Source organism: Myroides marinus, assembly GCF_900109075.1.
GTDB lineage: Bacteria > Bacteroidota > Bacteroidia > Flavobacteriales > Flavobacteriaceae > Flavobacterium > Flavobacterium marinum_A.
Genome location: NZ_FNYS01000004.1, coordinates 147181 through 173598, shown reverse-complemented (window position 1 = coordinate 173598; position 26418 = coordinate 147181). Strand labels below are relative to the sequence as shown.

Below are 26418 nucleotides of genomic sequence, written 5' to 3'. Positions count from 1 at the left end.
TAAGTTTTACAATTTATTATTCTGATTTCAATTTTAAAACGTAATCTGTAACTAACCAACGCTCGTGTTGAGTTAACTGATTAGCATGAGACCCCATTGCATTCAAACCATAAGTAATCACGTGGTAGATTCCTCCTTCAGTAAGTTCTCTCTCTTTATAGTTAGGAACCCCTAAGAATTTCTCTTTTTTCACTAAAGTACCTTTTCCATCTCCAGCATCACCATGACAAACTGAACAGTAAATTGTATATAACGCTTTACCTTTCTCTAAATCTTTCTCTTCAGCAGATAACGGAGACTTTAAATTTACTTTAGCCTCTGCTAAACCTTCTGGAGTATTTGTATACTCCTCTGGTTGAAATCCGCGTGGTACAGATCCTTCAGCAGGTAACTGTCCTTCTTTACCATTTTCAAAAACTGTTGTAGGCACTTCTCCATATGTTTCATATGAAGAAGATGTATACATATTTGACATGAATTGATAATTCGGACGTTCTTTATTAAAACAAGAAGTAGTCAAAACTGATACTCCTACTAAAGCTACTATTTTATATATCGTATTCATTCTATAATTGCTTTTCAATTACTTTAACTTCAACTGCACCTGTATTTTTGAAGAACTCTATAGCTGACTCTTCGTCAGTGTTTAAAGCAACCTCCATCAAAAAGTGATCATCTGTAGTTCTTACATCTGGGTTTTCAGCTTTTTTGAAAGGCCATAATTTACTTCTCATAAAGAAAGTAAGAACCATTAAGTGAGCTGCAAATAATACAGTCATCTCGAACATAATTGGAACGAAAGATGGCATATTCTGAATGAAGCTAAAACTTGGTTTACCTCCAATATCTTGAGGCCAATCTACAATCATAATATAATACATCATGAAAGTACCAAAAGAAAGTCCAATCAAACCATAGATAAAAGCACAAATTGCTAATCTAGTTGGTTTTAATCCCATAGCCTTATCTAGACCGTGTACTGGGAAAGGAGTATAAACTTCCTCAATATGATGATGAGCATCTCGTGTTTCTTTTACAGCATGTAACAACACATCATCATCGTTGTATAGTGCGTGAATTACTTTATTACTCATAATATATTAGTGATTTAAAGATTGATGATTCTCTTTGCTGTCTCTTTCTTTCTTGTAAAACTCTCCTGATGATTTCAAAATTGTTTTAACCTCTGCTTGTGCAATTACTGGGAAGCTTCTAGAGTATAATAGGAATAATACAAAGAAGAATCCAATAGTTCCGATATAAATACCAGCATCTACGAATGTAGGTTGGAACATAGTCCATGATGATGGTAAGTAATCTCTGTGTAATGATGTAACGATAATTACGAAACGCTCAAACCACATACCAATATTTACAACGATAGAAATAATGAACGAAGCCATGATGTTTGTTCTAATTTTCTTGAACCACATTACCTGTGGAGAAATTACGTTACAAGTCATCATTAACCAGTAAGACCACCAGTAAGGTCCTGTTGCACGGTTTAAGAAAGCGTATTGTTCATACTCTACTCCTGAATACCAAGCAACCCATAACTCAGTAATATATGCTACCCCAACAATCGAACCTGTAATCATAACGATGATGTTCATTAATTCGATGTGTTGTACAGTAATATAATCCTCTAAGTTAGAAACTTTTCTCATGATGATAAGTAATGTATTAACCATTGCGAATCCAGAGAAGATAGCTCCTGCTACGAAGTATGGTGGTAAGATTGTAGTGTGCCATCCAGGGATAACTGAAGTAGCAAAGTCAAAAGATACAATCGTGTGTACAGAAAGTACAAGAGGAGTAGCTAAACCAGCTAATACTAATGAAACTTCCTCAAAACGTTGCCAGTCTTTTGCACGACCTGACCAACCAAATGATAAAATTGAATATACTCTTTTTGTAAATGGCGTAATAGCTCTATCACGTAACATAGCGAAGTCAGGTAGTAAACCAGTCCACCAGAAAACTAATGATACTGATAAATACGTAGAAATCGCAAATACGTCCCATAATAATGGTGAGTTAAAGTTAACCCATAACGATCCAAATTGGTTAGGAATAGGTAATACCCAGTAAGCTAACCATGGACGTCCCATGTGAATAATAGGGAACATACCAGCCTGAACTACAGAGAAAATTGTCATTGCCTCTGCAGAACGGTTGATCGCCATTCTCCATTTTTGTCTAAATAATAATAATACAGCAGAAATTAACGTACCAGCGTGACCGATACCAACCCACCAAACGAAATTGGTAATATCCCAAGCCCATCCAATGGTTTTATTTAATCCCCAAGTTCCAATACCTGTACCTACAGTGTAAGCCATACAACCTACTCCCCATAGAAACGCTAATAAAGCTACAGTAAAAACTCTCCACCATAGTTTGTTTGCTCTCCCTTCTACAGGTCTAGCCACATCCACAGTTATATCGTGATATGATTTCTCACCAATAACTAAAGGTTTTCTAATGGGTGCTTCGTAATGTGACGACATAATCCTTTATATGTTTCTTTAATTAATAATTCTTTTAACTAGATATTTCTAACCTTAACGTGGTAGAATACATTTGGTTTAGTTCCAATGTGCTCTAATAAGTGGTAAGATCTATCTGACTCAGCTAATTTAGTAATTTCTGATTCTTTATCATTAACATCTCCAAATACCATCGCTCCACTTGAACAAGCTGCAGAACATGCAGTTTCAAATTCATTTGGACGAACTGCTCTACCTTCATTCTTAGCTTTTAAGATTGTAGCTTGAGTCATTTGGATACATAATGAACATTTCTCCATTACCCCTCTTGAACGAACAACTACGTCTGGGTTTAATACCATACGTCCTAAATCATCATTCATGTGGTAATCGAACTCACTGTTTTGAGAGTATAAGAACCAGTTGAAACGTCTTACTTTGTAAGGACAGTTATTCGCACAGTATCTAGTACCAACACAACGGTTATAAGCCATATGGTTTTGACCTTGACGTCCATGAGATGTAGCAGCTACTGGACACACAGTCTCACATGGAGCGTGGTTACAGTGTTGACACATTACTGGTTGGAAAGCTACTTGTGGGTTTTCAGCTGGATGCTCTAATTCTTGGAACACCTCACGGTATTCTCCGAATCCATGTGCATCTTCTTTTTTCTTAACATCTCCTGCAAATGTATCTTCTGAAGAGTAGTATCTATCAATACGTAACCAGTGCATATCTCTACTTCTTCTGATTTCAGACTTACCTACTACAGGTACGTTGTTCTCAGCGTGACAAGAAATAACACAAGCACCACATCCAGTACATGCATTTAAGTCAATTGATAAATTAAAGTGGTGACCTACAGTTCTATCAAATGATTCCCAGATATCAATAGTTGAAGCTTTTACTTCAGCGTGATCATAAGAAACAACAGGCTTGATATTCCAAGTTTCTGCTTCTTCTTTAACGAATGTTGCTAAAGTTGTATCTTTTAAGATATCACCTCTACTCATTAATGTATTTTGTAGCTGAACACAAGCAAACTCGTGTGTACCACCTTCTACAGTAATAGAAGCACCTTGAACTCCGTTAAAATCTTTGTATAATGAGTAAGCATTAACACCTACTTGCATCTCTTCTTTAAGAGCAGCTTTTCTTCCGTATCCGAAAGCTAAACCAATAGTTCCTTTAGCTTGTCCTGGTTGGATTAAAGCTGGAACTTTCTCTAATTTAACTCCGTTAGCTTCAATAGTAACATAGCTACCATCTAAACCTCCGTTAGCCACGTGATAGTTCTTAATACCTAAGCTATCAGCATCAGCTTGAGATACAGTTACGTAGTTATCCCAAGATACACGTGTGATAGGATCTGGGAACTCTTGTAACCAAGGGTTATTAGCTTGTTGTCCATCTCCCATACCAGTTTTAGTATAGAATACTAACTCTAATCCAGTAGCGGCTTTAGCAGCTCCTAATGTAGATGCTGCAGCAGAGAAATCAGCAGAAGCAGATACTTTAGAGTTTGTACCAACTACAGCAAAACCATCGTGAACTAATTGATTCCAAGTTTTATCTGTAACGTATGATTTACCAACAGCTTTTACATACTCATAGTACGCAGTATTATTACCAGACCATAATAATAATGAATCTTGTAATTGTCTAGTTTTGAATAATGGACGGATAGTTGGCTGAGTTACTGAGTAGTGACCTTTTTTGATCATTACATCACCCCAAGACTCTAAATAGTGAGGAGCAGCAGCAGCGATAGTAGCAACTAAAGCAGTTTCATCCTCTTTCATAGAGAAAGCAACTGAAGTTTTTACTTTTTTCAATCCTTCTACAAAAGCAGCAGAATCAGCTAAAGTGTAAACTGGGTTAACACCTGACATAATCAATGTGTGAACTTTTCCAGCATTCATATCTTTAACTAACTGACCTACTTCAGTAGCATTACCTTTTCTTACATATTTAGTTTGCTCTGGTAAGAAAGCTTCTGATTGTAATTTCTCATTAATAGCAAATACTAATAATTGAGCGTTTACATCGTCGATTCCCGAAACAAGAACCCCTTTAGAACCAGCGCTGATTAACTGATCAGCTGCTTTATTAACTACATCAGCATATTTAGCATCAACAGCTGGAGCAGATACATTAGCACCTACAACTTTGTTATATACTTTTACTAACGCAGCTTTTTGTTGAGCTACAGTTAATGGAATTCTAACATCAGCATTAGCACCAGATAAAGACATATTAGCCTCCATTTGGAAATGCTTAGACATTTTTCCATTTTTAGGAATACGTTTTTGAGCATAAGCTGAATCGTATCCACCACCTTGCCAGTCTCCTAAGAAATCAGCACCGATAGAAACGATTACGTCAGCATTAGCAAATTCGTAATCCGCTAATCCACGTACACCATAAGCTTTTTCATAAGCATCTGCAGCAGCAGAAGATGAAACAGCGTCATAAACAACGTGCTTAGCAGTTGGGTTAGCAGCGATAAACTCTGCAATAATCTTATCAGTAGATGGGCTAGCCATTGTATTAGTTAACAATACGATGTTTCCTCCATTTGATTTAGCATCTTGTAGACTTGCTCTTACTTTAGCATCTACTTCATCCCATGATGCTTCTTTACCTTGTATCTTAGATTGCTTTAAACGCAGACTGTCATACATAGATAATACCGACGCATTCACACGAGCATTTGCTCCAGAGTAAGCATTCGCTAGTCTGTTATTATCAACTTTGATTGGACGTCCCTCACGAGTTTTGATCAAAACGTTTACAAAGTCAAATCCATCTGCTATAGTCGTTGCATAATAATCTGCAATACCAGGAATGATTTCTTCTGGCTGAACTACATACGGAATAGATTTCACAACAGGTCCCTCACATGCAGCTAATGTTGCTGCAGCTGTAGAAAAACCTACATATTTCAAAAAGTCTCGACGAGTTGTTGATGAAGAAGACAATTTATTTTGATCCCCAAGAAACTCATCAGTAGGAATTTCTTCAACAAACTCATTGTTTCTTAGCGACTCAACAATAGAACTATTTTCATTCAGCTCCTCAACACTTTTCCAGTATTTTTTGTTTGATGCCATTGTATATATATATTAGCTTCTTATTCTTAAATTATTAATAGTGACATTTACCACATTCTAAACCTCCCATTTGAGCAACAGTCAATTTCTCAACTCCATACTTCTCAGATAATTCTTTGTGAATTTTAGCGTAGTACTCATTGCTTTCTAACTTAACGTCAGTTTTTCTGTGACAGTCAATACACCATCCCATTGTTAATGGAGAGTGTTGTCTCATAATTTCCATTTCTTCAACTGGTCCGTGACAAGTTTGACATTCTAAACCTGCAACATTAACGTGTTGAGAGTGGTTGTAATATGCGAAGTCAGGTAAGTTGTGAATTCTAACCCATTTAACTGGTTTTTCTTTTCCAGTGTATTTTTGAGTTGATGGATCCCATCCTACTGCATCGTATAATTTTTGAATCTCACCTGTGTAGAACTCAGGAGTGTATTTACCATAATCAACACCTTCTTGACCTGTAAATTCACTAATGTTTTTATGACAGTTCATACAAACATTTAATGAAGGAATACCTGATGTCTTACTTGATCTAGCAGATGAGTGACAGTATTTACAATCAATACCGTTATCTCCAGCGTGAATCTTGTGAGAGAAGTGAATTGGTTGAATAGGTTCGTATCCTTTATCAACACCTACTTGCATCATCCAACCATAAGCGAAGTATGATCCGATTAATACAAATACTAGTACAGATACAATCACTAAAAATTTATTTTTAACGAATGCTGCACATAATGGAACAGTTTTGCGTACTTCAGGAGTTAATCCATTAGCTTCAACTACTTTGTTTAAAATCTTCTTAACGAAGAACAACATTGTAACTAAAAGCATTAAAACGATAACTAATGCACCTAATACTACCATATTAGAAACACCATCATTGTTACCATTACCAGCAGCAGCTCCACCACCTTGAACAGGAGTTTTAGGCTCTGCTTTAACTTCTGACGTATAAGCTAAAATGTTATCAATATCCTCGTCTGACAATGCAGGGAAGTCATTCATAACAACCTTATTCCAGTCGTTAAATAATTTAACAGCAGCAGCATCTCCAGATTTAATCAATGAAGAACTACTCTTAATCCACTTGTGTAGCCACGCTACATCGTGTCGCTCAACTACTCCACGAAGTGCTGGTCCAGTAGAATTTCCATCTAACTTGTGACAAGCCGCACAGTTAGAGTTAAACAATTCCTTACCTTTTGCTGCATCTTGAGCAAACGAAATTGTAGTAAACGATAGCATTAACGCTAAACAAAAGAATAAAATCTTTGAAAACGAATTATGGTTACCCACTTTTTTCATAGTTATAAAATGATTTTCAACTAAACTTGGTCTTATTTAACAGCCAATTAGACCGCTATCTTATACACCTTATTTACAAACTCCGACAAAAATACAATTTATGACTTACTCTTAAAACCTTTACTTCCCTTAAAAGTCAATTTATATGCGTTCTAAATAAGACTTGAATACCTCATTATCAAGATTATTTGTAAATTTGTCTCAAACATTATTCATTATGAGATTTTTAAGAAATTTTCTTGTCTTAAACCTAGTTGTATTTACTAATAACCTAATTATAGCGCAGTCTTCTAAAACTACGCTAAATGAGCCCTCAGCTGTAAAGGAGCTACTAAACAAGAAAAAAAACAACAATACTTCTACTGCCGTTAACGACAAATTCAAAATTCAAATCTTTTACGGTAAAAGTCCTGAAGCAAAATCTGCTTTAAGCACATTCAGAAGAATGTATCCAGATGTTAATGCTACTATCGTTTATACGAATCCTTCTTATAAAGTTATGGTAGGAAATTATAAAACTAGACTAGATGCTGAACGCAACTTAAAGTTAATTCAAAAAGACTTTGAACACGCCTTATTGATTAGACCAGGTAAATAAAAATTACACCTTATATATAAAGGGTTGTTAGCATATGCCAACAACCCTTTTTTATTTTGACATGTATTTGATGACACAGATTAAAGAACTACGCCCCCTATTATTTTCTTCCTAATATTCTTCCTCACCTATTACTGAATTAATAAAAATAGAAATGCCTTAGTTTTACGACTAAGGCATTTCCTTTATTTCAATTTTGACAAGTCTTTTTTACCTATCAAATTCTTATCCTACTAAGTTGATAATTTTACCAGGAACAATAATTACTTTCTTAGGCTCTCTACCTTGAAGTTGAGCTACTGTTCTTTCATCTGCTAGAATGATTGCTTTAATTTCCTCTTCAGTTAAATCTAATGGTAACTCAATTTTAAATCTCATTTTTCCATTAAACGACACTGGGTACTCTTTTGCACTCTCTACTAAATAAGACGCATTGAATTCTGGGAATTCAGCATACGTAATAGAAGTAGTATGTCCTAACATAGACCACAACTCTTCAGCAATATGAGGAGCGTAAGGAGAAACAACTATTGCTAGAGGTTCTAATATTGCTCTGTGATTACACTTTTGTTGCGCTAATTCATTCACACAAATCATAAATTGAGAAACAGAAGTATTAAAAGAGAAGTTCTCTATATCTTCAGTAACCTTCTTTATTGTTTTGTGAAGTGATTTATACATTTCTGCAGTAGGCTCATCATTAGTAATCACCACTCCATTATCATCTGCGTATAGTCTCCACAATTTCTTTAAGAATCCAGCCACACCAGAGATACCAGCAGTATTCCAAGGTTTAGCTTGCTCTAAAGGACCTAAGAACATTTCGTATAAACGAAGTGTATCAGCTCCGTATTCCTCACAGATATCATCAGGATTCACAACGTTAAAGTAAGACTTAGACATCTTCTCTACCTCATGTCCTACAATATATTTACCATTAGCATTAAGTATAAATTCTGCATTAGCATAATCTGGTCTCCATGCCTTAAATCCTTCTGTATCTAATTCAGACGAAGAGTTCACTAGCCCTACATAAGCGTATAACTGTTGAACTTTCTCATCCTTAATCATATCTTTAGAGATAAACTTATTCGTACCATCTATTCTATAAACAAAAGCAGATGTACCTAAGATCATCCCTTGGTTGATTAACTTTTTAAAAGGTTCTTCTGTTGGAGCAACACCGAAATCCTTTAAAAACTTATTCCAAAAACGACTGTACAATAAGTGTCCTGTAGCATGCTCACTACCTCCTATATATAAGTCAACATTTTGCCAATAAGCCAAAGCTTCAGGAGAAGCGATATCTTCAGTATTTTGAGGATCCATATAACGCATCCAATACCATGAAGAACCAGCCCATCCTGGCATAGTATTTAATTCTAGAGGGAATACAGTTACTCCATCTATCCTATCATTCTCTACTACTTTATTATTTACAGTATCCCAAGCCCAAACAGCAGCATTACCTAAAGGTGGTTGTCCATCTTCTGTTGGCAAATACTTTTCTACTTCAGGAAGAACGATTGGCAAATATTTTTTGTCAATCATCTTAGGAAGATTGTTTACATAATACACAGGGAATGGTTCTCCCCAGTAACGTTGACGAGAGAATACAGCATCGCGTAAACGGTAATTCGTCTTACCTTTTCCTTGTCCTATTTTCTCTAATTCTACGATTGCTTTAGCAGTAGCTTCTTTATATCCTAATCCGTTTAAGAAATCAGACTCTACTAATAAGAAACCTTCTTTCTCTGCATAAGCTTCTTCAGAGATATCTTGATCAAAGATATTTTTAATCTCAATATTAAAATGCTTAGCAAAAGCGTAGTCTCTAGTATCACCACAAGGAACAGCCATAACAGCACCTGTACCATATCCAGCTAACACATAATCACCAATCCATATTTCAATAGGCGCTTTAGTGAAAGGATGTTCAGCATACGCTCCAGTAAATACACCAGAGATAGTCTTAACATCAGCCATACGATCGCGCTCACTTCTTTTTGAAGTCGCATCTATATAAGCCTCTACTGCCTCTTTTTGCTCTGCAGTAGTAATCTTTCTTACTAAGTCATGCTCTGGAGCAAGGGTCATAAAACTAACACCGAAAATAGTATCAGGTCTAGTAGTAAACACCTCTATTGTATCATCACTCTCTTTTAAGTTAAATACCACAGATGCTCCTACAGATTTACCTATCCAGTTTCTTTGGCTCTCTTTAATACTCTCTGTCCAGTCAATATCTTCTAATCCTTGAAGTAAACGTTCTGCATAAGCAGAAATACGCATACTCCACTGTTTCATTTTTTTTCTAATTACAGGGTGTCCACCTCTTTCAGACAAACCATCTTTAATCTCATCATTAGCCAAAACAGTACCTAGTGCAGGACACCAGTTAACTTCAGTCTCTGCTAAGTATGTCATTCTATACTTTAATAAGATAGTTTCTTTTTCTTCTGCGCTTAATGCGTTCCATTGAGCAGCAGTAAATATTTCGATAGCCTCATCACATACAGCCTGTACATTTGCATTTCCTTCTTTTTCAAAAATAGCTACAAGTGTATCAATTGATTCAGCTTTATCACTCACTTTATTATACCACGCATTAAACAATTGGATAAATATCCATTGTGTATGCTTATAATAATCAGCATTAGAAGTACGTACTTCTCTACTCCAGTCAAAAGAGAATCCAATTTTATCTAATTGCTCTCTATATCTAGCGATATTTGCCTCAGTTGTTACAGCAGGGTGCTGACCTGTCTGAATAGCATACTGCTCAGCAGGAAGTCCAAAGCTATCGTACCCTTGTGGGTGGAGGACATTAAAACCTTTTTGGCGTTTAAAACGAGTGTAGATATCTGATGCGATATATCCGAGTGGGTGTCCCACGTGTAACCCAGCTCCTGATGGATATGGGAACATGTCTAAGATGTAATACTTCGGCTTATCAGCGTCATTCTCAGTTTTGAAAGTTTGGTTTTCTTTCCAAAATTTCTGCCATTTAGCTTCAATTTCGTTTGGATAATACTTCATACTATTATTATATATATCAAATTGTACACTTGGATTCTTATTCAACCTCATCTATCCCATTCGGTTTAGTAAATACATTATAAGTAAGAATCAAAATATTTTTGACTAAACTACTATAAATACTTTAAAAACCGAACTAAAACAGGCAACAAAAATGCAGACTCCGTTCTTCTCAAGATGCGATTTCAACAAAAAAACCATCAGTTCAGGCAAAAATAAACTATATTTATAACAATTAGAAAACTTTAATCGTTATTGTCTTAATAAAAACATTTTTGTTTGTTATTTTTACACACTTAAATTTCAGTATATGGCAAGCTCGTATGAAAAATATCAAAAGCGAAGATTAATCTCGTCTTATTTTTCAGTAATCCTTAGTATCTTTTTAGTTCTATTCTTATTAGGAACACTAAGTCTTTTTGTTATTAACTCTAAAAAAATCTCTGATAATTTTAGAGAGAATATTCCTATGACAATATTCTTTGACAAAAAAACAAACAAAGCTGACTTAGATAAATTCGGAGCTAACCTAGCTAAACAAGAATATATCAAAGAAGCTAAATTCGTATCTAAAGAAGATGCAGCTAAAGAACACCAAGAAACTCTAGGTGAAGACTTCGTAGAGTACCTAGGATTTAACCCATTACAAGACTCTTATGACATACATCTTAAGGGAGAATATGTAGTGAACGATAGTATAGATACTATCCTAAAAGAGTTAAATACTAATACGGCTATCTCTGATATTAAGTATGATAAACAATTAGTAGATCTAGTAAACGAAAATGTAGACAAGATTACTAAGTGGTCATTAATCATTGCAGCTTTCATGACTGTAATATCTATGCTATTAATTAATAGCTCGCTTCGTCTATTAATCTTCTCTAGCCGATTCACAATTAAAACAATGCAAATGGTAGGTGCTACTAAGCGCTTCATCAGACGCCCTTTTATAATACACAGTATTAAATTAGGAGTGATTAGCTCTATTTTAGCTATTGTTGCCATCACTGCATTAACTTTCTATGCAGACAGTAAATTACCAGATTTAAATATCAATCCTAAGGAAGACTATATGCCACTAGTACTAGTATCAGTAGGCATCATTATACTTGGTATAATTATCACTAGTATAAGTACTTTCTTTGCTACTCAACGATTTTTAAACCTTAAATCAGACGAACTTTATTAACCATGAAAGATCTAGAACAAAATAAAAACGTACTTCTTTTTGCTAAAAAGAACTACATCATACTACTAATCAGTATTGCACTTATTGCACTTAGTTTTATCCTAATGGCTGGAGCTACTAATGATGTTCCTACAGAGTTTAATGAAGACATCTATAGCTTTAGACGTATCCACTTAGCACCTACAGTATTCTTTATCGGGATAGGGGTTGCTATCTACGCTATCTTCAAGAAAGATAACACACCAATGAAAGACAATCAATAAACAATTATATTACATTAAATGGATTTAATACAAGCTATCCTCCTAGCCATAGTCGAAGGATTAACTGAATATTTGCCAGTATCATCTACTGCACATATGATATTCGTAAGTTCTGCTTATGGTATCCAAGAAGACGAATTCGTAAAATTATTCCAAACCGCTATTCAGTTTGGAGCTATCTTAGCCGTAGTAGCCTTATATTGGAGAAAATTCTTTGACTTCAGTAAACTTAACTTCTATAAAAAACTAGTTCTAGCAGTTATCCCTGCTCTTGTATTAGGAAAGTTATTTGACGAAGCTATTGACAAGGTATTAGGAGAGACTATCTATATCGCTATTATGCTTATCATAGGTGGTTTTGTATTAATCTTTATTGACAAATACTTTAAAAACCCTAAGACAGTTAGAGAAGAAGATATTACTATCAAACAAGCTGTTACTATCGGTTTCTGGCAATGTCTTGCGATGATGCCAGGTACGAGTCGTTCTGCTGCATCTATCATCGGAGGTATGCAACAAGGACTTTCTCGTCAAGTAGCTGCTGAATTTTCATTCTTCTTAGCTGTACCTACTATGGCTGCTGTGACTGTGTACTCTATTGTACTAAAAAAATATGAGTCAGGTAGAATAGGATACGAGATATTACTAGACAGTCCTGAAAACATGAAATTATTCTTATTAGGAAATGTGTTAGCGTTTATCGTATCGATCATAGCTATCAAATTCTTTATTGGAATTATCAAAAAGTATGGTTTTAAACCTTGGGGATACTACAGAATTATAGCTGGAGCTATACTATTATTATACTTCGGATATCTTAAATAATAATGATACAATACAATGCTGAGGCCTTTCAGAATGGCCAAATATTATTAATAGACAAACCATTACACTGGTCTTCATTTCAAGCAGTAAATAAGATCAAATGGCTATTAAAAAAACACTTTGACTTAAAAAAGATTAAAGTAGGTCATGCAGGAACACTAGATCCGTTAGCATCAGGACTACTAATCATCTGTACTGGTAAATCAACTAAACAAATTAGTGAATTACAAGGGCAGATAAAAGAATACACTGGAACTATTACACTAGGTGGTACTACTCCATCTTATGACTTAGAGACAGAAATAGATCAAACATTCCCTACAGAGCACATCACAGAAGTGATTTTAGACGAAGCTAGACTATCATTTATGGGTACTACAGAGCAACGTCCTCCTATCTTCTCTGCTCTAAAGAAGGATGGTAAGCGTCTATACGAACACGCTCGTAAAGGAGAAGAAGTAGAGATAGCGACTAGACCTATCACAATAGAAGAATTCGAATTAACTAAAACAGAGTTGCCTAATGTAGATTTTAGAGTAGTTTGTTCTAAAGGAACTTACATCAGATCTCTAGCTTACGACTTCGGACATAAAGTTAACTCTGGTGCCCATTTAAGTGCACTGCGCAGAACTAAGATTGGTGACTTTGACGTTATCAATGCTGTAACCCCAGAAGAGTTCGAAGAACAAGTATTAAAAGCAATCGCTCAAGATAATTAAGACTAAAGCTACAAGTTAACCTTGTAGCTTTTTTTATATCTATATCCTCTCAACACATCCACAAGTACGGACGTAATACTTTACGCCCCACGATATACTTCCACAAACCACGTAAAGTACAGACGCATTACATGCGTGTCACACAATATAACCAATATCCTCACACATTGTCGGGTATCAAGTATTTTACTACTACTGCCAACTATATAGATTAAATGACATGAATCATAATCCATCTCTACATTAATGCATAAGATGTAACTACTGTACGTAATTGATAGATGTATCGCATCAAGATATTGTGTCTTTATATCAGCCAACATTTTATATCCACTATCATAGGCACGTATTTCTAACTCTTCATTAAAAAACTACTACTAGTACTTTCTTCTACAGTTCTTCCATAATACGTTTACAGTTCTTTTACAAAATAGCTTCTAGTTAGAGCAATATGGGGGAATCCTAGGAGAATCCTCGAAGAAATTAGCTTGAGCACCGATGTTTACTAGCTTTGGAGCATATCCTACAAAAATAACCAAACCACACAAAAACCAAACAAACAATTAAAAATCAATGTTTTATAAAAATAAATAGCATTAATTACACTGAAAAAAGTGTATCACTTTTTATAAAAAAGACCTCTAAAAAAGCCTTTTTACTACCTAAAAAAATAAAAACAAGGTGTTTTCCCATTTTATAAGGTCATTTTAACGCTAAAAAATGATTGAAAAATTAAAAATTAGGAGCATTAATTACTAAATAACATTTGTGGTGTTATTTAGAGATATATTATAATACAGCATCTCCAGTATTCATATTTATATCTACCTTTAGTACTTCATATTATTAAGACTATTACTATGTCCAAAATTGATTATTCAAAAGAATTAAAGCCAATAGCTCTACCCTTAAATGAGGTTACATTTTGGGAAATTGTGGAGCACTCTATTCAGAATTCAACTAACAAAGATGAACAAGAGGCTTATTTAATCAAAGCTCTTGAAAAATTAACGCCTTATGAAATTATTGGCTTCAGGTTAATGACTGATAAATTACTATATGACACTTACACATCACATATGTGGTGCGCTGGTTATATAATGAATGGTGGTTGTTCTGATGATGGATTTGAATACTTCAGAAACTGGGTTATCTCATGTGGAAAAGAAGTTTACTACAAAGCAAAAGAGAATCCAGATACACTTATTGATGTTATTAAGGATGGAGATGAAGACTTCTTTGAGTTCGAGAGCTTTTGGTATGTTGCGCTACAGGCGTTCAATAATGTAACAGGATTAGAGTTATACGACTATATCGACTACGAAAACCACTTAACGAGAGAAGGAAAATATCCTAACTTTGAATTTGATTGGAATGACGATGAACCTGAAACTTTACAAGCTATATGTCCACAGTTATATGAGCGATGCTGGTACTAAATTATAGGTTTTACTAATATCTGATTCTGCAATAGATATCTAGATGAGTATCAATGATACTGAGAAGCACTGAAGTCAATAGAAAAACATACTTCACTATAATTTAAAATAGATAAACTAAAGATAAAGTGAAATTAACTCACAGTATTTAACTGATGCTTAATCTCGAATTATAAAGGCGGATATTTATTCGCCTTTTTACTCTTCGTTTAAAAATGCTAATTGGTATTCTTTACCATTAGTATCAGTCCCTATCAGTCCACCGTCCTGTGAACGTCTTACTTCTATATATACCTTAGGAGATAAGCTATCCTTAGCAATATATCCATCTCCAGTATCTCCTTTTATTTTAACATTTCCTCTGAAGTAAAGACCTTCTACATCTACACCTTCTACAAGATAAGTAGACACAGTACTTTCTCTATGTATGACTATATATTCCGTCTTTTTAATCTCTTTGGTAACATTATCTTCTGAGCTATCCGCTTGTTCTCCTTTACAGCTAAACAAAGAAAACAAACAGATACCGATAAGGAAATATCCTTTGTTTTTTGTGATAACTAACATAACTCCTACTTTTTCATCAAAAACGAAAGTATATATACTATATTGGAAAACATACTGTTAAAAAGTGAACCCTCAGTTTTTATGAGTAAGCTACTTTTGGTTTACTTGATATTATGAGGGAATAATTTAACTTATCACTATTGAATAGCCATTATAATACTATTACCTTCGTACAAAACTACTGATATGCGAAATATTATATTCTTTATTCTACTAAGTACTCAAATTCTTTGGGCACAAAAGATAGAGTATAAAGAAGGAGATTTTATCTTCCAGAACATTAACTGTGGACCTTTATGTGAAGCTATTAATGAGGTTACTCATGGCTATAATGGGATCAACTTTAACCATATCGGTATGGTAATAGAGCATGAAGGTACCTTACAAGTAATTGAAGCGACATGGCCTGAAGTATGTATCACCCCACTAGATAAATTTATTGCTAAGAATGTAGATGCACAATATGTAGGAAGATTAAAACCTGAATATAGAGGACTAATCTCTAAAGCAAAAGAGTTTAGTATCGCTCAATTAGGTATTCCGTATGACGTTAATTACTTAATGGATAACAATAAGTACTATTGTTCTGAACTAATCTATGATGCATTTAAGAATGCGAATGATAATAAAGAAGTATTCCCATTGTTTCCGATGACTTATAAGTCTAAGACTACTAAAGAATTCTTTCCAGTATGGTTAGACTATTTTAAGAAACTTAATCAGGAAGTGCCTGAAGGGCTACCTGGATGTAATCCTGCGGGGATGTCGCTAGACGAAAAAATAGTAATATTAGGTAAGATATAATATCACTAGCTAGATACACCAAAAGTCACAATAATAAAAAAAGCTCGTTCGGTATACCGAACGAGCTTTTCTTGTATTTATTCAAATGAAGTCATTAATTCGATAACTTCTTTTTGTACTTCATGTCCTTTGTCCTTAGTGTACCATTTCTGTAGTTCCACTTTACCTGCCTCGTCTACTACCCCATGAGCAGCTTTATAGTCAGTTACCACTTTTTGTCCTAATGCTGGTCTAGGTCCCCAGTGTCCTAATACCTTTAGAGAGTCTTGTTCTGTAATAATCATCTTTGGTATCGCTCTACCTCCGTTTGTTAAGAACGCATCCATCAACTCAAGATTTTGGTCTCTGAATACTAATCTCATTTCTATATTTGGACAAGCCTCAGCCATCTTATTTAAGATAGGTACTATCTGAGCTGCATCACCACACCAGCTCTCTGTTATTACTATCCAAGTATATTTCTTCTTTAGATTAGCAAGTTTAGTAGCTACTTCTTCTTCTACTTTCATCGTTTTGTCAAGACGGTGTAATCTAGCTTCGTTTAATTCAGCATACGCCATATAATCCTCCTCTAGATTCAACTTACTCTTATCGTTTGTCAAAGCATCAGTTACAAATTGGCGAAACTCATCATAACTTAAACTTTTATCAATGTATTTTGAGTCAATATTTATCATTTTGTGTAAATTTATTGATTGTTATAATCAAAGATAAACCTTTTAAAGGAAATTACAGTGACAGTATCTATTTAGAAATAAATAATACAGTAATAATACTAAAAAAGAAAAGTTGCTGTTATGTTATACAAAAACAGATTAAACAACTCAACGTTAATATAATATAGAATATGAATATAGAACAAAAAATAGGATTAGTACTATCAGGTGGTGGCTATAAAGGAATAGCTCATGCTGGAGTATTACAATTCTTAGATGAACAAAACATAAGACCTAACTATATAGCTGGTACGAGTGCAGGTTCTATTGTATCATCACTATATGCAGCAGGTATAAAACCACAAGAAATATTGACTTTCTTTAAGTCTGTAAACCTGTTTAACTGGCAGCATTTTACCCTTAAAAAGGCAGGACTGATAGATGTAAACACATTTGACAAATACCTCAACAAGGTGTTTGGAGACAAGACTATAGGCGAATTAAACATACCTGTATACATCAATGCTACAAACATAGTAACGGGAGAACAACAAATATTTAAGAAAAAAACAAGAATAGTAGATGCTGTATTGGCTTCAAGTGCCTTTCCTGGTGTATTCTCCCCTTATCAAATAGGCGACAAAATCTATAGTGATGGTGGAATACTAAATAACTTCCCGATAGATGTAATCAAAAAGAAATGTGATCTAATCATAGGTGTTAATGTCAACCCATTACAACAAGTACAAGCGGAAAACTTTACTTCTATAAGAGCTGTCACAGTAAGAGCCTATGAGCTAATGACTACTATGCAAAACGCTAAAGGTGGACAACTATGCGATTGGTTAATAGAACCTAAGGAATTAACGCTGTACTCGACATTCGAAAGAAGTAGAAAAAAAATGGATGAGATCTATGAACTAGGGTATAATACTGCAAAAGAGTCCTTTAAAGAGAATCAAGATATTTTTAAAAAAGCTACTCCATAGAAGCATATAATCTTTATATTTGCAAAACTTTAAAAATATCTTTCAATGAAGTACAAAAGAATTCTACTAAAATTAAGTGGAGAAGCCTTAATGGGAGATCAACAATATGGTATTGATCCTAAAAAACTAGCAGAATATGCTGCTGAAGTAAAAAAAGTTCACGATTTAGGTGTTGAAATTGCAATTGTAATAGGTGGAGGAAATATTTTTAGAGGTGTCGCTGGGGCAAATGTAGGAATGGACCGAGTACAAGGAGACTACATGGGAATGCTTGCTACTATCATCAATGGTATGGCACTACAAGGAGCTCTAGAAGCTGCTGGAATGTTAACTAGACTACAGACAGCTTTAAAAATAGAAGCTGTAGCTGAGCCTTATATCAAAAGAAGAGCTGTACGTCACTTAGAAAAAGGAAGAATCGTAATCTTCGGTGCTGGTACAGGTAACCCTTACTTCACTACTGATACAGCTGCTGTATTAAGAGGAGTAGAGATTAACGCAGACGTTATCTTAAAAGGGACAAGAGTAGATGGAGTATATACTGCAGATCCTGAAAAAGATCCTACAGCAGTTAAATTCGAGAAAATCTCTTTCAGCGACTGTTTAACAAAAGGACTAAATGTAATGGATACTACAGCATTTACTCTAAGTAGAGAAAATGAATTACCTATCGTAGTGTTCGATATGAATAAAGAAGATAATTTATTAAAAGTTTGCCAAGGTAATGACTCTGTAGGAACTACCGTAGTGGTAAATGTTAATTAATCTATAGTTATGACAGAAGAAATAAATTTAATAATCGACGCTGCCAAAGAGTCTATGGACAACACTGTAGCTCACTTAGAAAAAACATTATTAAACATCCGTGCTGGTAAAGCATCTCCTCAAATGTTAGGTGCCGTATTTGTGGACTACTATGGTTCTCAAACTCCACTATCACAAGTAGCTAATGTAAACGCAGCTGATGCTCGTACATTAACTGTTACTCCTTGGGAAAAAAATATGTTACAACCTATCGAGAAAGCTATTATGATAGCTAACTTAGGGCTTAACCCAATGAACAATGGAGATAACATCATCATCAATATCCCTGCTCTTACAGAGGAGAGACGTAAAGATTTAGCTAAACAAGCTAAAACTGAAGCTGATGATGCTAAAATCGGTGTTAGAAATGCTCGTAAAGATGCTAATAATGACATCAAAAAAGAAGAAAAAAATGGAACGTCTGAAGATATCTGTAAAGATGCTGAAGATAGAGTACAGAAATTAACTGATGCTTACATTAAAAAAATAGATGATATCCTTGCTGTTAAAGAAGCAGAAATCATGAAAGTTTAAAAAATCCGCAAGTGTGCGGATTTTTTTTTATCCAATACTTTTCTATTCTTCTAATATTTTTGAAGGATTCACATATCTACACCCTTATACCCTTATCTACTTAATAATCAATACTTTTTTCATTATCTTTATAAGGATTAAGCTTTTCTACAAAAGCTAACTAACCAAAACTAATCCCAAAAAGACATTGATTATGAATACAAAAATCTATTCGCCTGAAGAATTAAAAACCATGGCACCTGTATTTGGACAAGTATCATTTGATAATCACGAACAAATTATGTTCTGTCATGACAAAGATTCAGGTTTAAAAGCTATCATCGGTATACACAACACTACACTAGGACCTGCACTAGGAGGTACTAGAATGTGGAACTATGCTTCTGAATGGGAAGCACTAAATGATGTACTTCGCCTCTCTAGAGGAATGACTTATAAATCTGCTATCTCTGGATTAGACTTAGGAGGTGGTAAAGCGGTAATCATGGGTGACTCTAAAAAAGATAAAAGCCCAGAATTAATAAAAGCATTTGCTAAGTATGTACACTCACTTAGTGGTAGATATATTACTGCAGAAGATGTAGGGTCCACTACAGCTGATATGGATCTGATACATACCATCACACCTCACGTAACTGGTATATCTGAAAGTTTAGGTGGCTCTGGGAATCCTTCTCCTGTGACAGCATACGGAGTATTTATGGGATTGAAAGCAGCTGCTAAATACCAATTCGGAACAGATAATCTTAGTGGTAAAAAAGTACTCGTACAGGGTATAGGTAATGTGGGAGAGACATTAGTGAAACACCTTACTGAGAACGGAGCTATCGTAACGATCACTGATATCAATGAAGAAAGAGTAGCTGAAGTAGCTAAGAAATATAATACAAAGATATTTACAGGTACAGACTTGTACTTAGAGGATGTAGACATCTACTCTCCTTGTGCTTTAGGTGCAACTATAAATGATGATACTATAGAAAAGATAAAAGCCAAAGTAATAGCTGGTGCCGCTAATAACCAATTAGCAGTAGAGGCTATACATGGTAAACATCTTCAGGAACGTGGTATCGTATATGCTCCAGACTTTTTAATCAACGCTGGAGGTATTATAAATGTTTTCGGTGAAATAGCTCACTATGGATTAGACGAAGCTTTAAAACGTACTGAAAACATCTATAACACAACTTTAGAGGTATTGAACTACGCTAAAGAAAACAACTTGACATCACAACAGGCCGCAATGAAAAAGGCCGAAGAAAGAATAAACAGTAAAAAACAAGCTTAACAACACACAGCTAGGGCAGTCTATTAATAGGCTGCTCTTTTCGTTTATACTGTATTTAAACTCATACTAAGTCAGTATACATGTACACTAACTAATCCTATCCACTACCCCCCGATTCACGTATATCAATATATTCTCCGTTATGGCGTAATTAATACATCATTATCACAATATCTTTATTCCATAATACACAATATTTTACTATTTTTGCAAGTATTTGAAATTGTCGAAATAAGACACTGATTACTAAAATTATAAATCACGATGAAACATACGAAAATTAACGATCTACTAGGAGGCAAAGGTCTACTTCATGAAGTTAAAGCAAAAGGATGGGTAAAAACGTTTAGAAACAACCAATTTATCGCCTTGAATGATGGGTCAACGATTAACAATATTCAATGTGTTGTTGATTTAGATAAGTTTCCTGCGGAGTTGTTAAAGAAAGTTCACACAGGAGCAGCTATTTCTGTTAGAGGAACATTAGTAGAAAGCCAAGGAGCTGGTCAAAATGTAGAGATACAAGTAGAACACCTAAAAGTGTATGGAGAAGCTAATCCAGAGGAGTACCCTATCCAACCTAAAAAACACTCTTTAGAATTTCTACGTGAGAATGCTCACTTAAGAATCCGTACGAATATGTTTGGGGCTATTATGAGAGTACGTAGCGTTTTATCTTATGCAGTACACAAATATTTCCAAGACAATGGATTCTTCTATTTCAACGCGCCTATCATCACAGGATCTGATGCTGAAGGAGCTGGAGAAATGTTCAGAGTAACAAACTTAGATTTAAATAACTTACCTCGTACAGAAGAAGGAAAAATAGATTTCAAAGAAGATTTCTTTGGAAAAACAACTAACCTTACTGTATCTGGACAATTAGAAGCAGAGACTTACGCTATGGCTTTAGGTTCTGTATATACATTCGGACCTACATTCCGTGCTGAGAACTCTAATACTTCTCGTCACTTAGCTGAGTTCTGGATGATCGAACCAGAGGTTGCATTTAATAACTTAGATGACAACATGGACTTAGCAGAAGACTTTATCAAATATGTAATCAATTACGTATTAGACAAATGTGCTGATGACTTAGCGTTTTTAGATAAACGTTTACAAGATGAGGAAAAAACAAAACCTCAAGCTGAACGTAGTGAAATGACATTATTAGAGAAATTACGCTTCGTAGTAGATAACAACTTTAAACGTGTAAGCTACACAGAAGCTGTTGATATCTTAAGAAACTCTAAACCTAATAAAAATAAAAAGTTCAAATATATCATTGATGGATGGGGTGCAGATTTACAAAGTGAGCACGAGCGTTACTTAGTAGAGAAACACTTTAAATGTCCAGTAATCTTATTTGATTACCCTGCTGAGATCAAAGCATTCTATATGAGAATGAACGAAGATGGTAAAACAGTAAGAGCAATGGATATCTTATTCCCTGGAATCGGAGAGATCGTAGGAGGTTCTCAAAGAGAGGAACGCTACGATGTTCTATTAGAGAAAATCGAGAAAATGGGAATTGACAAAGAGGAATTGTGGTGGTATTTAGACACTAGAAAATTCGGAACTGCTCCACACAGTGGATTCGGTCTTGGTTTTGAACGTCTTGTATTATTCGCAACTGGAATGACTAACATTAGAGACGTAATTCCTTTCCCTAGAACACCGCAAAACGCAGAGTTTTAATATCAGAATAGCTTTATAAAAGTGTTTACTTTATCACATATTTTTACTAAATTTGAAAAAGAATATGTTTTAAAGTAAACATTTTTTTTATTTGTAATAAATATTCAACGAATGCTTAAACAAAGTCTACAACTTAAATTATCACAGAAATTATCTCCTCAACAAATTCAGTTGATGAAATTAATTCAGTTACCTACTCTAGCTTTTGAACAAAGGCTAAAGGAAGAGTTAATTGAAAACCCAGCGTTAGAAACTGGAAAGGAGAATGAGACTCAAGAGGTTGATGATTTTGACAACGACTTTGAAGATTATGACAACGAACGCATAGAGGCTGAAGACATCAACATAGATGAATATCTAAGTGATGACGAGACTCCTGATTATAAGTTGCAGTCTAATAATTATAGCAAAGATGATGATGAGTACGAAATGCCAATCATCGCTCATGAGAGTTTCCACCAGGATTTACTTAACCAATTAAACACTTTTATGTTATCTGACGGTGATCGTAAGATAGCTGAGTTTTTAGTAGGAAGTATTGACGATATGGGATACCTAAGACGTGAGACACAAGATATCGTAGATGACTTGGCCTTCACTCAAGGTATTTATACAGATGAAGAAACTGTAGAGAAGATATTACTTATCGTACAAGAATTAGAGCCTGCAGGTGTAGGAGCTAGAGACTTACAAGAATGTTTATTGCTTCAACTAAAAAATAAAACACAGACTGATGCTATCGACTTAGCAACAGAGATCATAGCAGATCAATTTGATGCTTTTACTAAAAAGCATTATGATAAATTACTTCAGAAATACGGAGTTTCTAAAGAGGCTCTTAGAAATGCTATAGACGAAATAGAAAAACTTAATCCTAAACCAGGAGGTTCATATATCGGTAATGACAGAGCTGTAGAGCATGTTATCCCTGACTTTACCATTAAAATTAACGAAGGAGAGCTAGAATTACTACTAAATGGTAGAAATGCTCCTGAACTACACGTATCTAAAGATTATCAAGAGATGCTTCAGACTTATAAAGAATCTGGAAAGTCTTCTAATGCACAAAAAGATGCGGTTCAATTCATCAAACAAAAATTAGATGGTGCTAAATGGTTTATTGATGCTATCAAACAGCGTCAAGAGACTTTATTTGTAACGATGCATGCTATCGTAGAGTATCAAGAAGAATATTTCTTAACAGGAGATGAGACTAAACTAAAACCAATGATCTTAAAGGACATTGCGGATTTAGTAGGTTTAGATATATCTACTGTCTCTCGTGTAGCAAATAGTAAATACGTAGATACTCCTTATGGTACTAAATTGATCAAAAACTTCTTCTCAGAAGCTATGGTAAATGATCAAGGAGAAGAGGTGTCTACTATAGAAATCAAAAAGATACTTCAAAACATAATAGGTGACGAGGATAAAAAGAAACCTTATCCAGATGATAAATTAGCAGACTTACTAAAAGAAAAAGGATACCCTATCGCTAGAAGAACTGTAGCTAAATATAGAGAACAGTTAGATATTCCGGTAGCAAGAATGCGTAAACGTATCTAAATAGTTTGGCTATGGAAAGAACAGCAAAACTATTCTCATACGTATTTCATCCTATAACTGTACCTTTCTTAACAACGTTGTTATACTTTTCTTTGGCTAGCTTCTACTTTAATTCTGTAGAAATCTCCATAGTCCTAGGACAAGTACTTATAATGACTTGCTTATTACCAATATGTATCTATGTACTATTAAAGTCCATTAGACTAATAAATAGTACTGTGATGGTAAGTTCTATAAAGGAAAGGCTTATACCATTTATCATTAATATAGGTTTACTACTAACACTAAAGGATTATATCCTATTAGAAAACAGTGCTTATACCATACGTTTATATTTCTGGGGATTGATGAATAGTTATTTGCTATTACTTCTATTTGCCTTATTAAAACAAAAAGCAAGTGTACACATGGCAACACTTGCTAATAGTTTTATATTTTTTATTCATCTATTGATAGAACTTCAAAAACCAGATATAATAGGTTTAATAGGCTTTGTTTTTTTATTGGGCTTCGTAGCTTCTTCTAGATTACTTCTTAAAGCACATACTTCAAAAGAAATTATACAAGGCTTCTTAATCGGAATACTACCTGGAGTTATTTATTGTATCGCTCGTTATAGTATATAGAACATCACTCCTACATTCAACATTTTAAGCTTATAAGCATCTCCTTTTATAATATCGTTCTTATAGACATTATTAAGACCGTAATACATATAAAAATTCCACGTATTAAATCCTGCTGATAAGTACATTCCGTAAAGCCACTTATTTTGGTTCTTATCATTATAGTATTCTGTTGAATACTCTGATGTTGTAGTCTTAGTACGATCAGAGAACACATAGCTAGCTTTAAAGCCTACATACATTCTCCAGAACTTATGACTATAAGGTGTAGATGTACGCCATCTCAACTCAATAGGAAAGTCTATAGCATGTAGAGATATACTACTCTTCTTAAACGAATTTAAAATAACGTGTTCATGTTCTGGTGTTACTCCTAGATTTCCTCTTAAGTTTACATAAGAGTACCCTACACCAGGAGCAATAGCTATATTGCGACTCTTGTTAATAGGAAAGTCGCGTAAGAAACCTCCACTCATACCTACTGATACAGAACTAGGAGAATACCCTCCAGGTTTATCTTGCATTAATGTATGAGTAATACCAAAGTAGAACTGGTCTTCTCTATACTTAAAGTCCACTCCTTTTAAAGAATCTTGTACTACAGTTTCCCCTTCAATGAGCTCCTGTGCCATAGAGACATAAGAACTAAATAGACATACTAAAACAATTAATAATTTCTTCATAGCATTTCTAATTAAAAAGCATAGGTTAATCCTACACCTAATGTCTGTTTAAACTGCATCTTTGGCCCCTCCATAGTAGTAACTCCATCTTTAACAACCTTTGTCTTCACATTATCATCATAGATCATATAAGTACCTACGTTAGCTCTCACATACTCATTTACCTTTAGGTCAAGTTTCATCTCAAACATAAAATCAACATTACCAAAGTTATCAACGTAATCACTATATAGAGTTAACTTATGTTGATAGAACATATTCTTAAATATTTCCTTCTTCCATTCACTACTTATTAAAAAACCAATCTCAGCTCTATATCTAGAACCTCTTTTAATAATATTACCTAGATCATCTTTCTCTGCTTTGTTCACACCGAAAGCTCCTTGATCAGCTAAATCTTGATTATTAACAAATGTTGCCTTATGGGTAAGAGGAGAAATATAAAACTTCATATCAGTCTTAGGATCTACATACTCAGCCCCCGCTCCGACAAATAGATAAGCAGGTGCCATCCATCCAGATACAGGATTATCTACGTTTGGGTAATTATAACCATTAGTAAACTGAGTCTTAAAGTTTAACTTCGCTACATAATACCAATCTGAAATAGCAGTAGATCTATATCCAAAAGTAGAGTTTAATTCTATCACGTCATCTGTCTTACGCATCTCTCTATCTGACTGCTTATTTATCCCATATCTCAAGTTTAAGAGATTATCCCATACTAGACGTCCCTTAATATACTTTCTTCCAAATTCTCCTTTTACAAGCCCAGAAATAGAGTTATCTCCTCCGGCACTCCAGTTCACAAATGCTATTTGGTTAAAATCTAATCCTAATCTATTTGTCTTTTCCCAATATCCAATGATTTCATTATTAATTGGAAGCAGGCTTAAATCGATATTAGGATTATAATTCATTTTTATTTGATTAACCTTAGGCTTCTTTCTCTCAACAAAAACTTCTGGTTTAAAGAAAGGAACATCACCTCTAGCATTACTACCATAAGAGATAGTTCCACCACTATAATCCTTTGCTGGCAAAAAGCCCATCAATGGATTAAATGGATTCTCTTGAAGATTCAAAGTATCTTTCTTGATGCTCTGGATGTCAACCTCAGCTTCATTCTTATTCTCAGTAACTTCTTGTGCATAAGAGTTTAAACATCCTCCTAATACAACTAAACCAATTAAACCTTTCTTAATCTTTTTCAA

General features: G+C 34.5%; 24 protein-coding genes. 14 read left to right on the top strand and 10 right to left on the bottom strand.

Features of this window, described 5'->3' with window-relative positions; genetic code table 11:
* Window positions 1-16: 16 nt before the first annotated feature.
* Genes BMX53_RS06670 through BMX53_RS06650 form a run of 5 tightly spaced genes read right to left on the bottom strand, consistent with a single transcriptional unit; the run spans window position 17 to window position 6914 of the window.
* A complete protein-coding gene (locus tag BMX53_RS06670) occupies window positions 17-565 on the bottom strand; it encodes a c-type cytochrome (protein WP_074745239.1) in 549 nt (182 codons plus the stop codon).
* Between the two features lies 1 nt (window position 566).
* Entirely contained in the window at window positions 567-1094 is a 528-nt protein-coding gene (locus BMX53_RS06665) for a DUF3341 domain-containing protein (RefSeq protein WP_038984341.1), read from the bottom strand.
* Between the two features lie 6 nt (window positions 1095-1100).
* On the bottom strand, window positions 1101-2510 hold the full coding sequence (gene nrfD / locus BMX53_RS06660) for an NrfD/PsrC family molybdoenzyme membrane anchor subunit (protein ID WP_038984342.1): 1410 nt from the start codon (window positions 2508-2510) through the stop codon (window positions 1101-1103).
* A gap of 38 nt (window positions 2511-2548) precedes the next feature.
* Window positions 2549-5605 (bottom strand): TAT-variant-translocated molybdopterin oxidoreductase, encoded by a 3057-nt coding sequence (locus BMX53_RS06655; protein WP_063176227.1) that lies wholly within the window; start codon window positions 5603-5605, stop codon window positions 2549-2551.
* A 34-nt stretch (window positions 5606-5639) separates the two neighbouring features.
* Window positions 5640-6914: a c-type cytochrome gene (locus BMX53_RS06650; RefSeq protein WP_063176226.1), complete on the bottom strand. Its 1275-nt coding sequence runs from the start codon at window positions 6912-6914 to the stop codon at window positions 5640-5642.
* Between the two features lie 217 nt (window positions 6915-7131).
* Here BMX53_RS06650 and BMX53_RS06645 point away from each other — a divergent pair, with 217 nt between their 5' ends.
* Window positions 7132-7512: an SPOR domain-containing protein gene (locus BMX53_RS06645; protein WP_038984345.1), complete on the top strand. Its 381-nt coding sequence runs from the start codon at window positions 7132-7134 to the stop codon at window positions 7510-7512.
* 225 nt (window positions 7513-7737) lie between these two features.
* On the opposite strand, the gene leuS is transcribed toward BMX53_RS06645, so the two are convergent.
* Entirely contained in the window at window positions 7738-10551 is a 2814-nt protein-coding gene (gene leuS, locus BMX53_RS06640) for a leucine--tRNA ligase (RefSeq protein ID WP_074745305.1), read from the bottom strand.
* Between the two features lie 310 nt (window positions 10552-10861).
* On the opposite strand from leuS, the gene BMX53_RS06635 reads away from it, so the two are divergent.
* The 5 genes from BMX53_RS06635 (at window position 10862) to BMX53_RS06615 (ending at window position 14989) form a co-directional block, all read left to right on the top strand.
* Window positions 10862-11743, top strand: a complete 882-nt coding sequence (locus BMX53_RS06635) for a cell division protein FtsX (RefSeq protein ID WP_074745237.1) — start codon at window positions 10862-10864, stop codon at window positions 11741-11743.
* A gap of 2 nt (window positions 11744-11745) precedes the next feature.
* On the top strand, window positions 11746-12006 hold the full coding sequence (locus BMX53_RS06630; RefSeq protein WP_074745235.1) for a DUF3098 domain-containing protein: 261 nt from the start codon (window positions 11746-11748) through the stop codon (window positions 12004-12006).
* 18 nt (window positions 12007-12024) lie between these two features.
* On the top strand, window positions 12025-12831 hold the full coding sequence (locus tag BMX53_RS06625; protein ID WP_038984348.1) for an undecaprenyl-diphosphate phosphatase: 807 nt from the start codon (window positions 12025-12027) through the stop codon (window positions 12829-12831).
* A gap of 2 nt (window positions 12832-12833) precedes the next feature.
* Window positions 12834-13550, top strand: coding sequence for a tRNA pseudouridine(55) synthase TruB (truB, locus tag BMX53_RS06620; protein WP_038984349.1), 717 nt, complete (start codon window positions 12834-12836; stop codon window positions 13548-13550).
* Between the two features lie 860 nt (window positions 13551-14410).
* Window positions 14411-14989 carry a DUF4240 domain-containing protein gene (locus BMX53_RS06615; RefSeq protein ID WP_074745233.1) on the top strand — a complete coding sequence of 193 codons (579 nt, stop codon included), beginning with the start codon at window positions 14411-14413 and terminating at the stop codon, window positions 14987-14989.
* Between the two features lie 198 nt (window positions 14990-15187).
* Here BMX53_RS06615 and BMX53_RS06610 read toward each other — a convergent pair whose 3' ends face one another.
* A complete protein-coding gene (locus BMX53_RS06610; RefSeq protein ID WP_074745231.1) occupies window positions 15188-15556 on the bottom strand; it encodes a hypothetical protein in 369 nt (122 codons plus the stop codon).
* Between the two features lie 186 nt (window positions 15557-15742).
* On the opposite strand from BMX53_RS06610, the gene BMX53_RS06605 reads away from it, so the two are divergent.
* Window positions 15743-16360, top strand: coding sequence for a YiiX/YebB-like N1pC/P60 family cysteine hydrolase (locus BMX53_RS06605; RefSeq protein WP_038984354.1), 618 nt, complete (start codon window positions 15743-15745; stop codon window positions 16358-16360).
* Window positions 16361-16437: 77 nt separating this feature from the next.
* Here BMX53_RS06605 and BMX53_RS06600 read toward each other — a convergent pair whose 3' ends face one another.
* On the bottom strand, window positions 16438-17037 hold the full coding sequence (locus tag BMX53_RS06600) for a thioredoxin family protein (RefSeq protein WP_063176220.1): 600 nt from the start codon (window positions 17035-17037) through the stop codon (window positions 16438-16440).
* Between the two features lie 170 nt (window positions 17038-17207).
* Here BMX53_RS06600 and BMX53_RS06595 point away from each other — a divergent pair, with 170 nt between their 5' ends.
* The 7 genes from BMX53_RS06595 (at window position 17208) to BMX53_RS06565 (ending at window position 24521) form a co-directional block, all read left to right on the top strand.
* Window positions 17208-18005 carry a patatin-like phospholipase family protein gene (locus BMX53_RS06595; RefSeq protein ID WP_074745229.1) on the top strand — a complete coding sequence of 266 codons (798 nt, stop codon included), beginning with the start codon at window positions 17208-17210 and terminating at the stop codon, window positions 18003-18005.
* 45 nt (window positions 18006-18050) lie between these two features.
* Window positions 18051-18770 carry a UMP kinase gene (gene pyrH / locus BMX53_RS06590; RefSeq protein ID WP_038984359.1) on the top strand — a complete coding sequence of 240 codons (720 nt, stop codon included), beginning with the start codon at window positions 18051-18053 and terminating at the stop codon, window positions 18768-18770.
* 9 nt (window positions 18771-18779) lie between these two features.
* Complete coding sequence (gene frr / locus BMX53_RS06585; RefSeq protein ID WP_038984361.1) at window positions 18780-19343, top strand: ribosome recycling factor; 564 nt, start codon at window positions 18780-18782, stop codon at window positions 19341-19343.
* A 193-nt stretch (window positions 19344-19536) separates the two neighbouring features.
* Window positions 19537-20631, top strand: a complete 1095-nt coding sequence (locus tag BMX53_RS06580) for a Glu/Leu/Phe/Val dehydrogenase dimerization domain-containing protein (RefSeq protein WP_074745227.1) — start codon at window positions 19537-19539, stop codon at window positions 20629-20631.
* Window positions 20632-20895: 264 nt separating this feature from the next.
* Entirely contained in the window at window positions 20896-22329 is a 1434-nt protein-coding gene (gene asnS / locus BMX53_RS06575; protein WP_038984365.1) for an asparagine--tRNA ligase, read from the top strand.
* Window positions 22330-22440: 111 nt separating this feature from the next.
* On the top strand, window positions 22441-23895 hold the full coding sequence (rpoN, locus tag BMX53_RS06570; RefSeq protein ID WP_038984367.1) for an RNA polymerase factor sigma-54: 1455 nt from the start codon (window positions 22441-22443) through the stop codon (window positions 23893-23895).
* A gap of 11 nt (window positions 23896-23906) precedes the next feature.
* Window positions 23907-24521 (top strand): hypothetical protein, encoded by a 615-nt coding sequence (locus BMX53_RS06565; protein ID WP_074745225.1) that lies wholly within the window; start codon window positions 23907-23909, stop codon window positions 24519-24521.
* Here BMX53_RS06565 and BMX53_RS06560 read toward each other — a convergent pair.
* Both BMX53_RS06560 and BMX53_RS06555 read right to left on the bottom strand, forming a co-directional pair.
* Complete coding sequence (locus BMX53_RS06560) at window positions 24509-25204, bottom strand: porin family protein (RefSeq protein WP_074745223.1); 696 nt, start codon at window positions 25202-25204, stop codon at window positions 24509-24511. The genes BMX53_RS06565 and BMX53_RS06560 overlap by 13 nt on opposite strands.
* 11 nt (window positions 25205-25215) lie before the next feature.
* On the bottom strand, window positions 25216-26418 hold the full coding sequence (locus BMX53_RS06555) for a DUF3078 domain-containing protein (RefSeq protein WP_063176216.1): 1203 nt from the start codon (window positions 26416-26418) through the stop codon (window positions 25216-25218).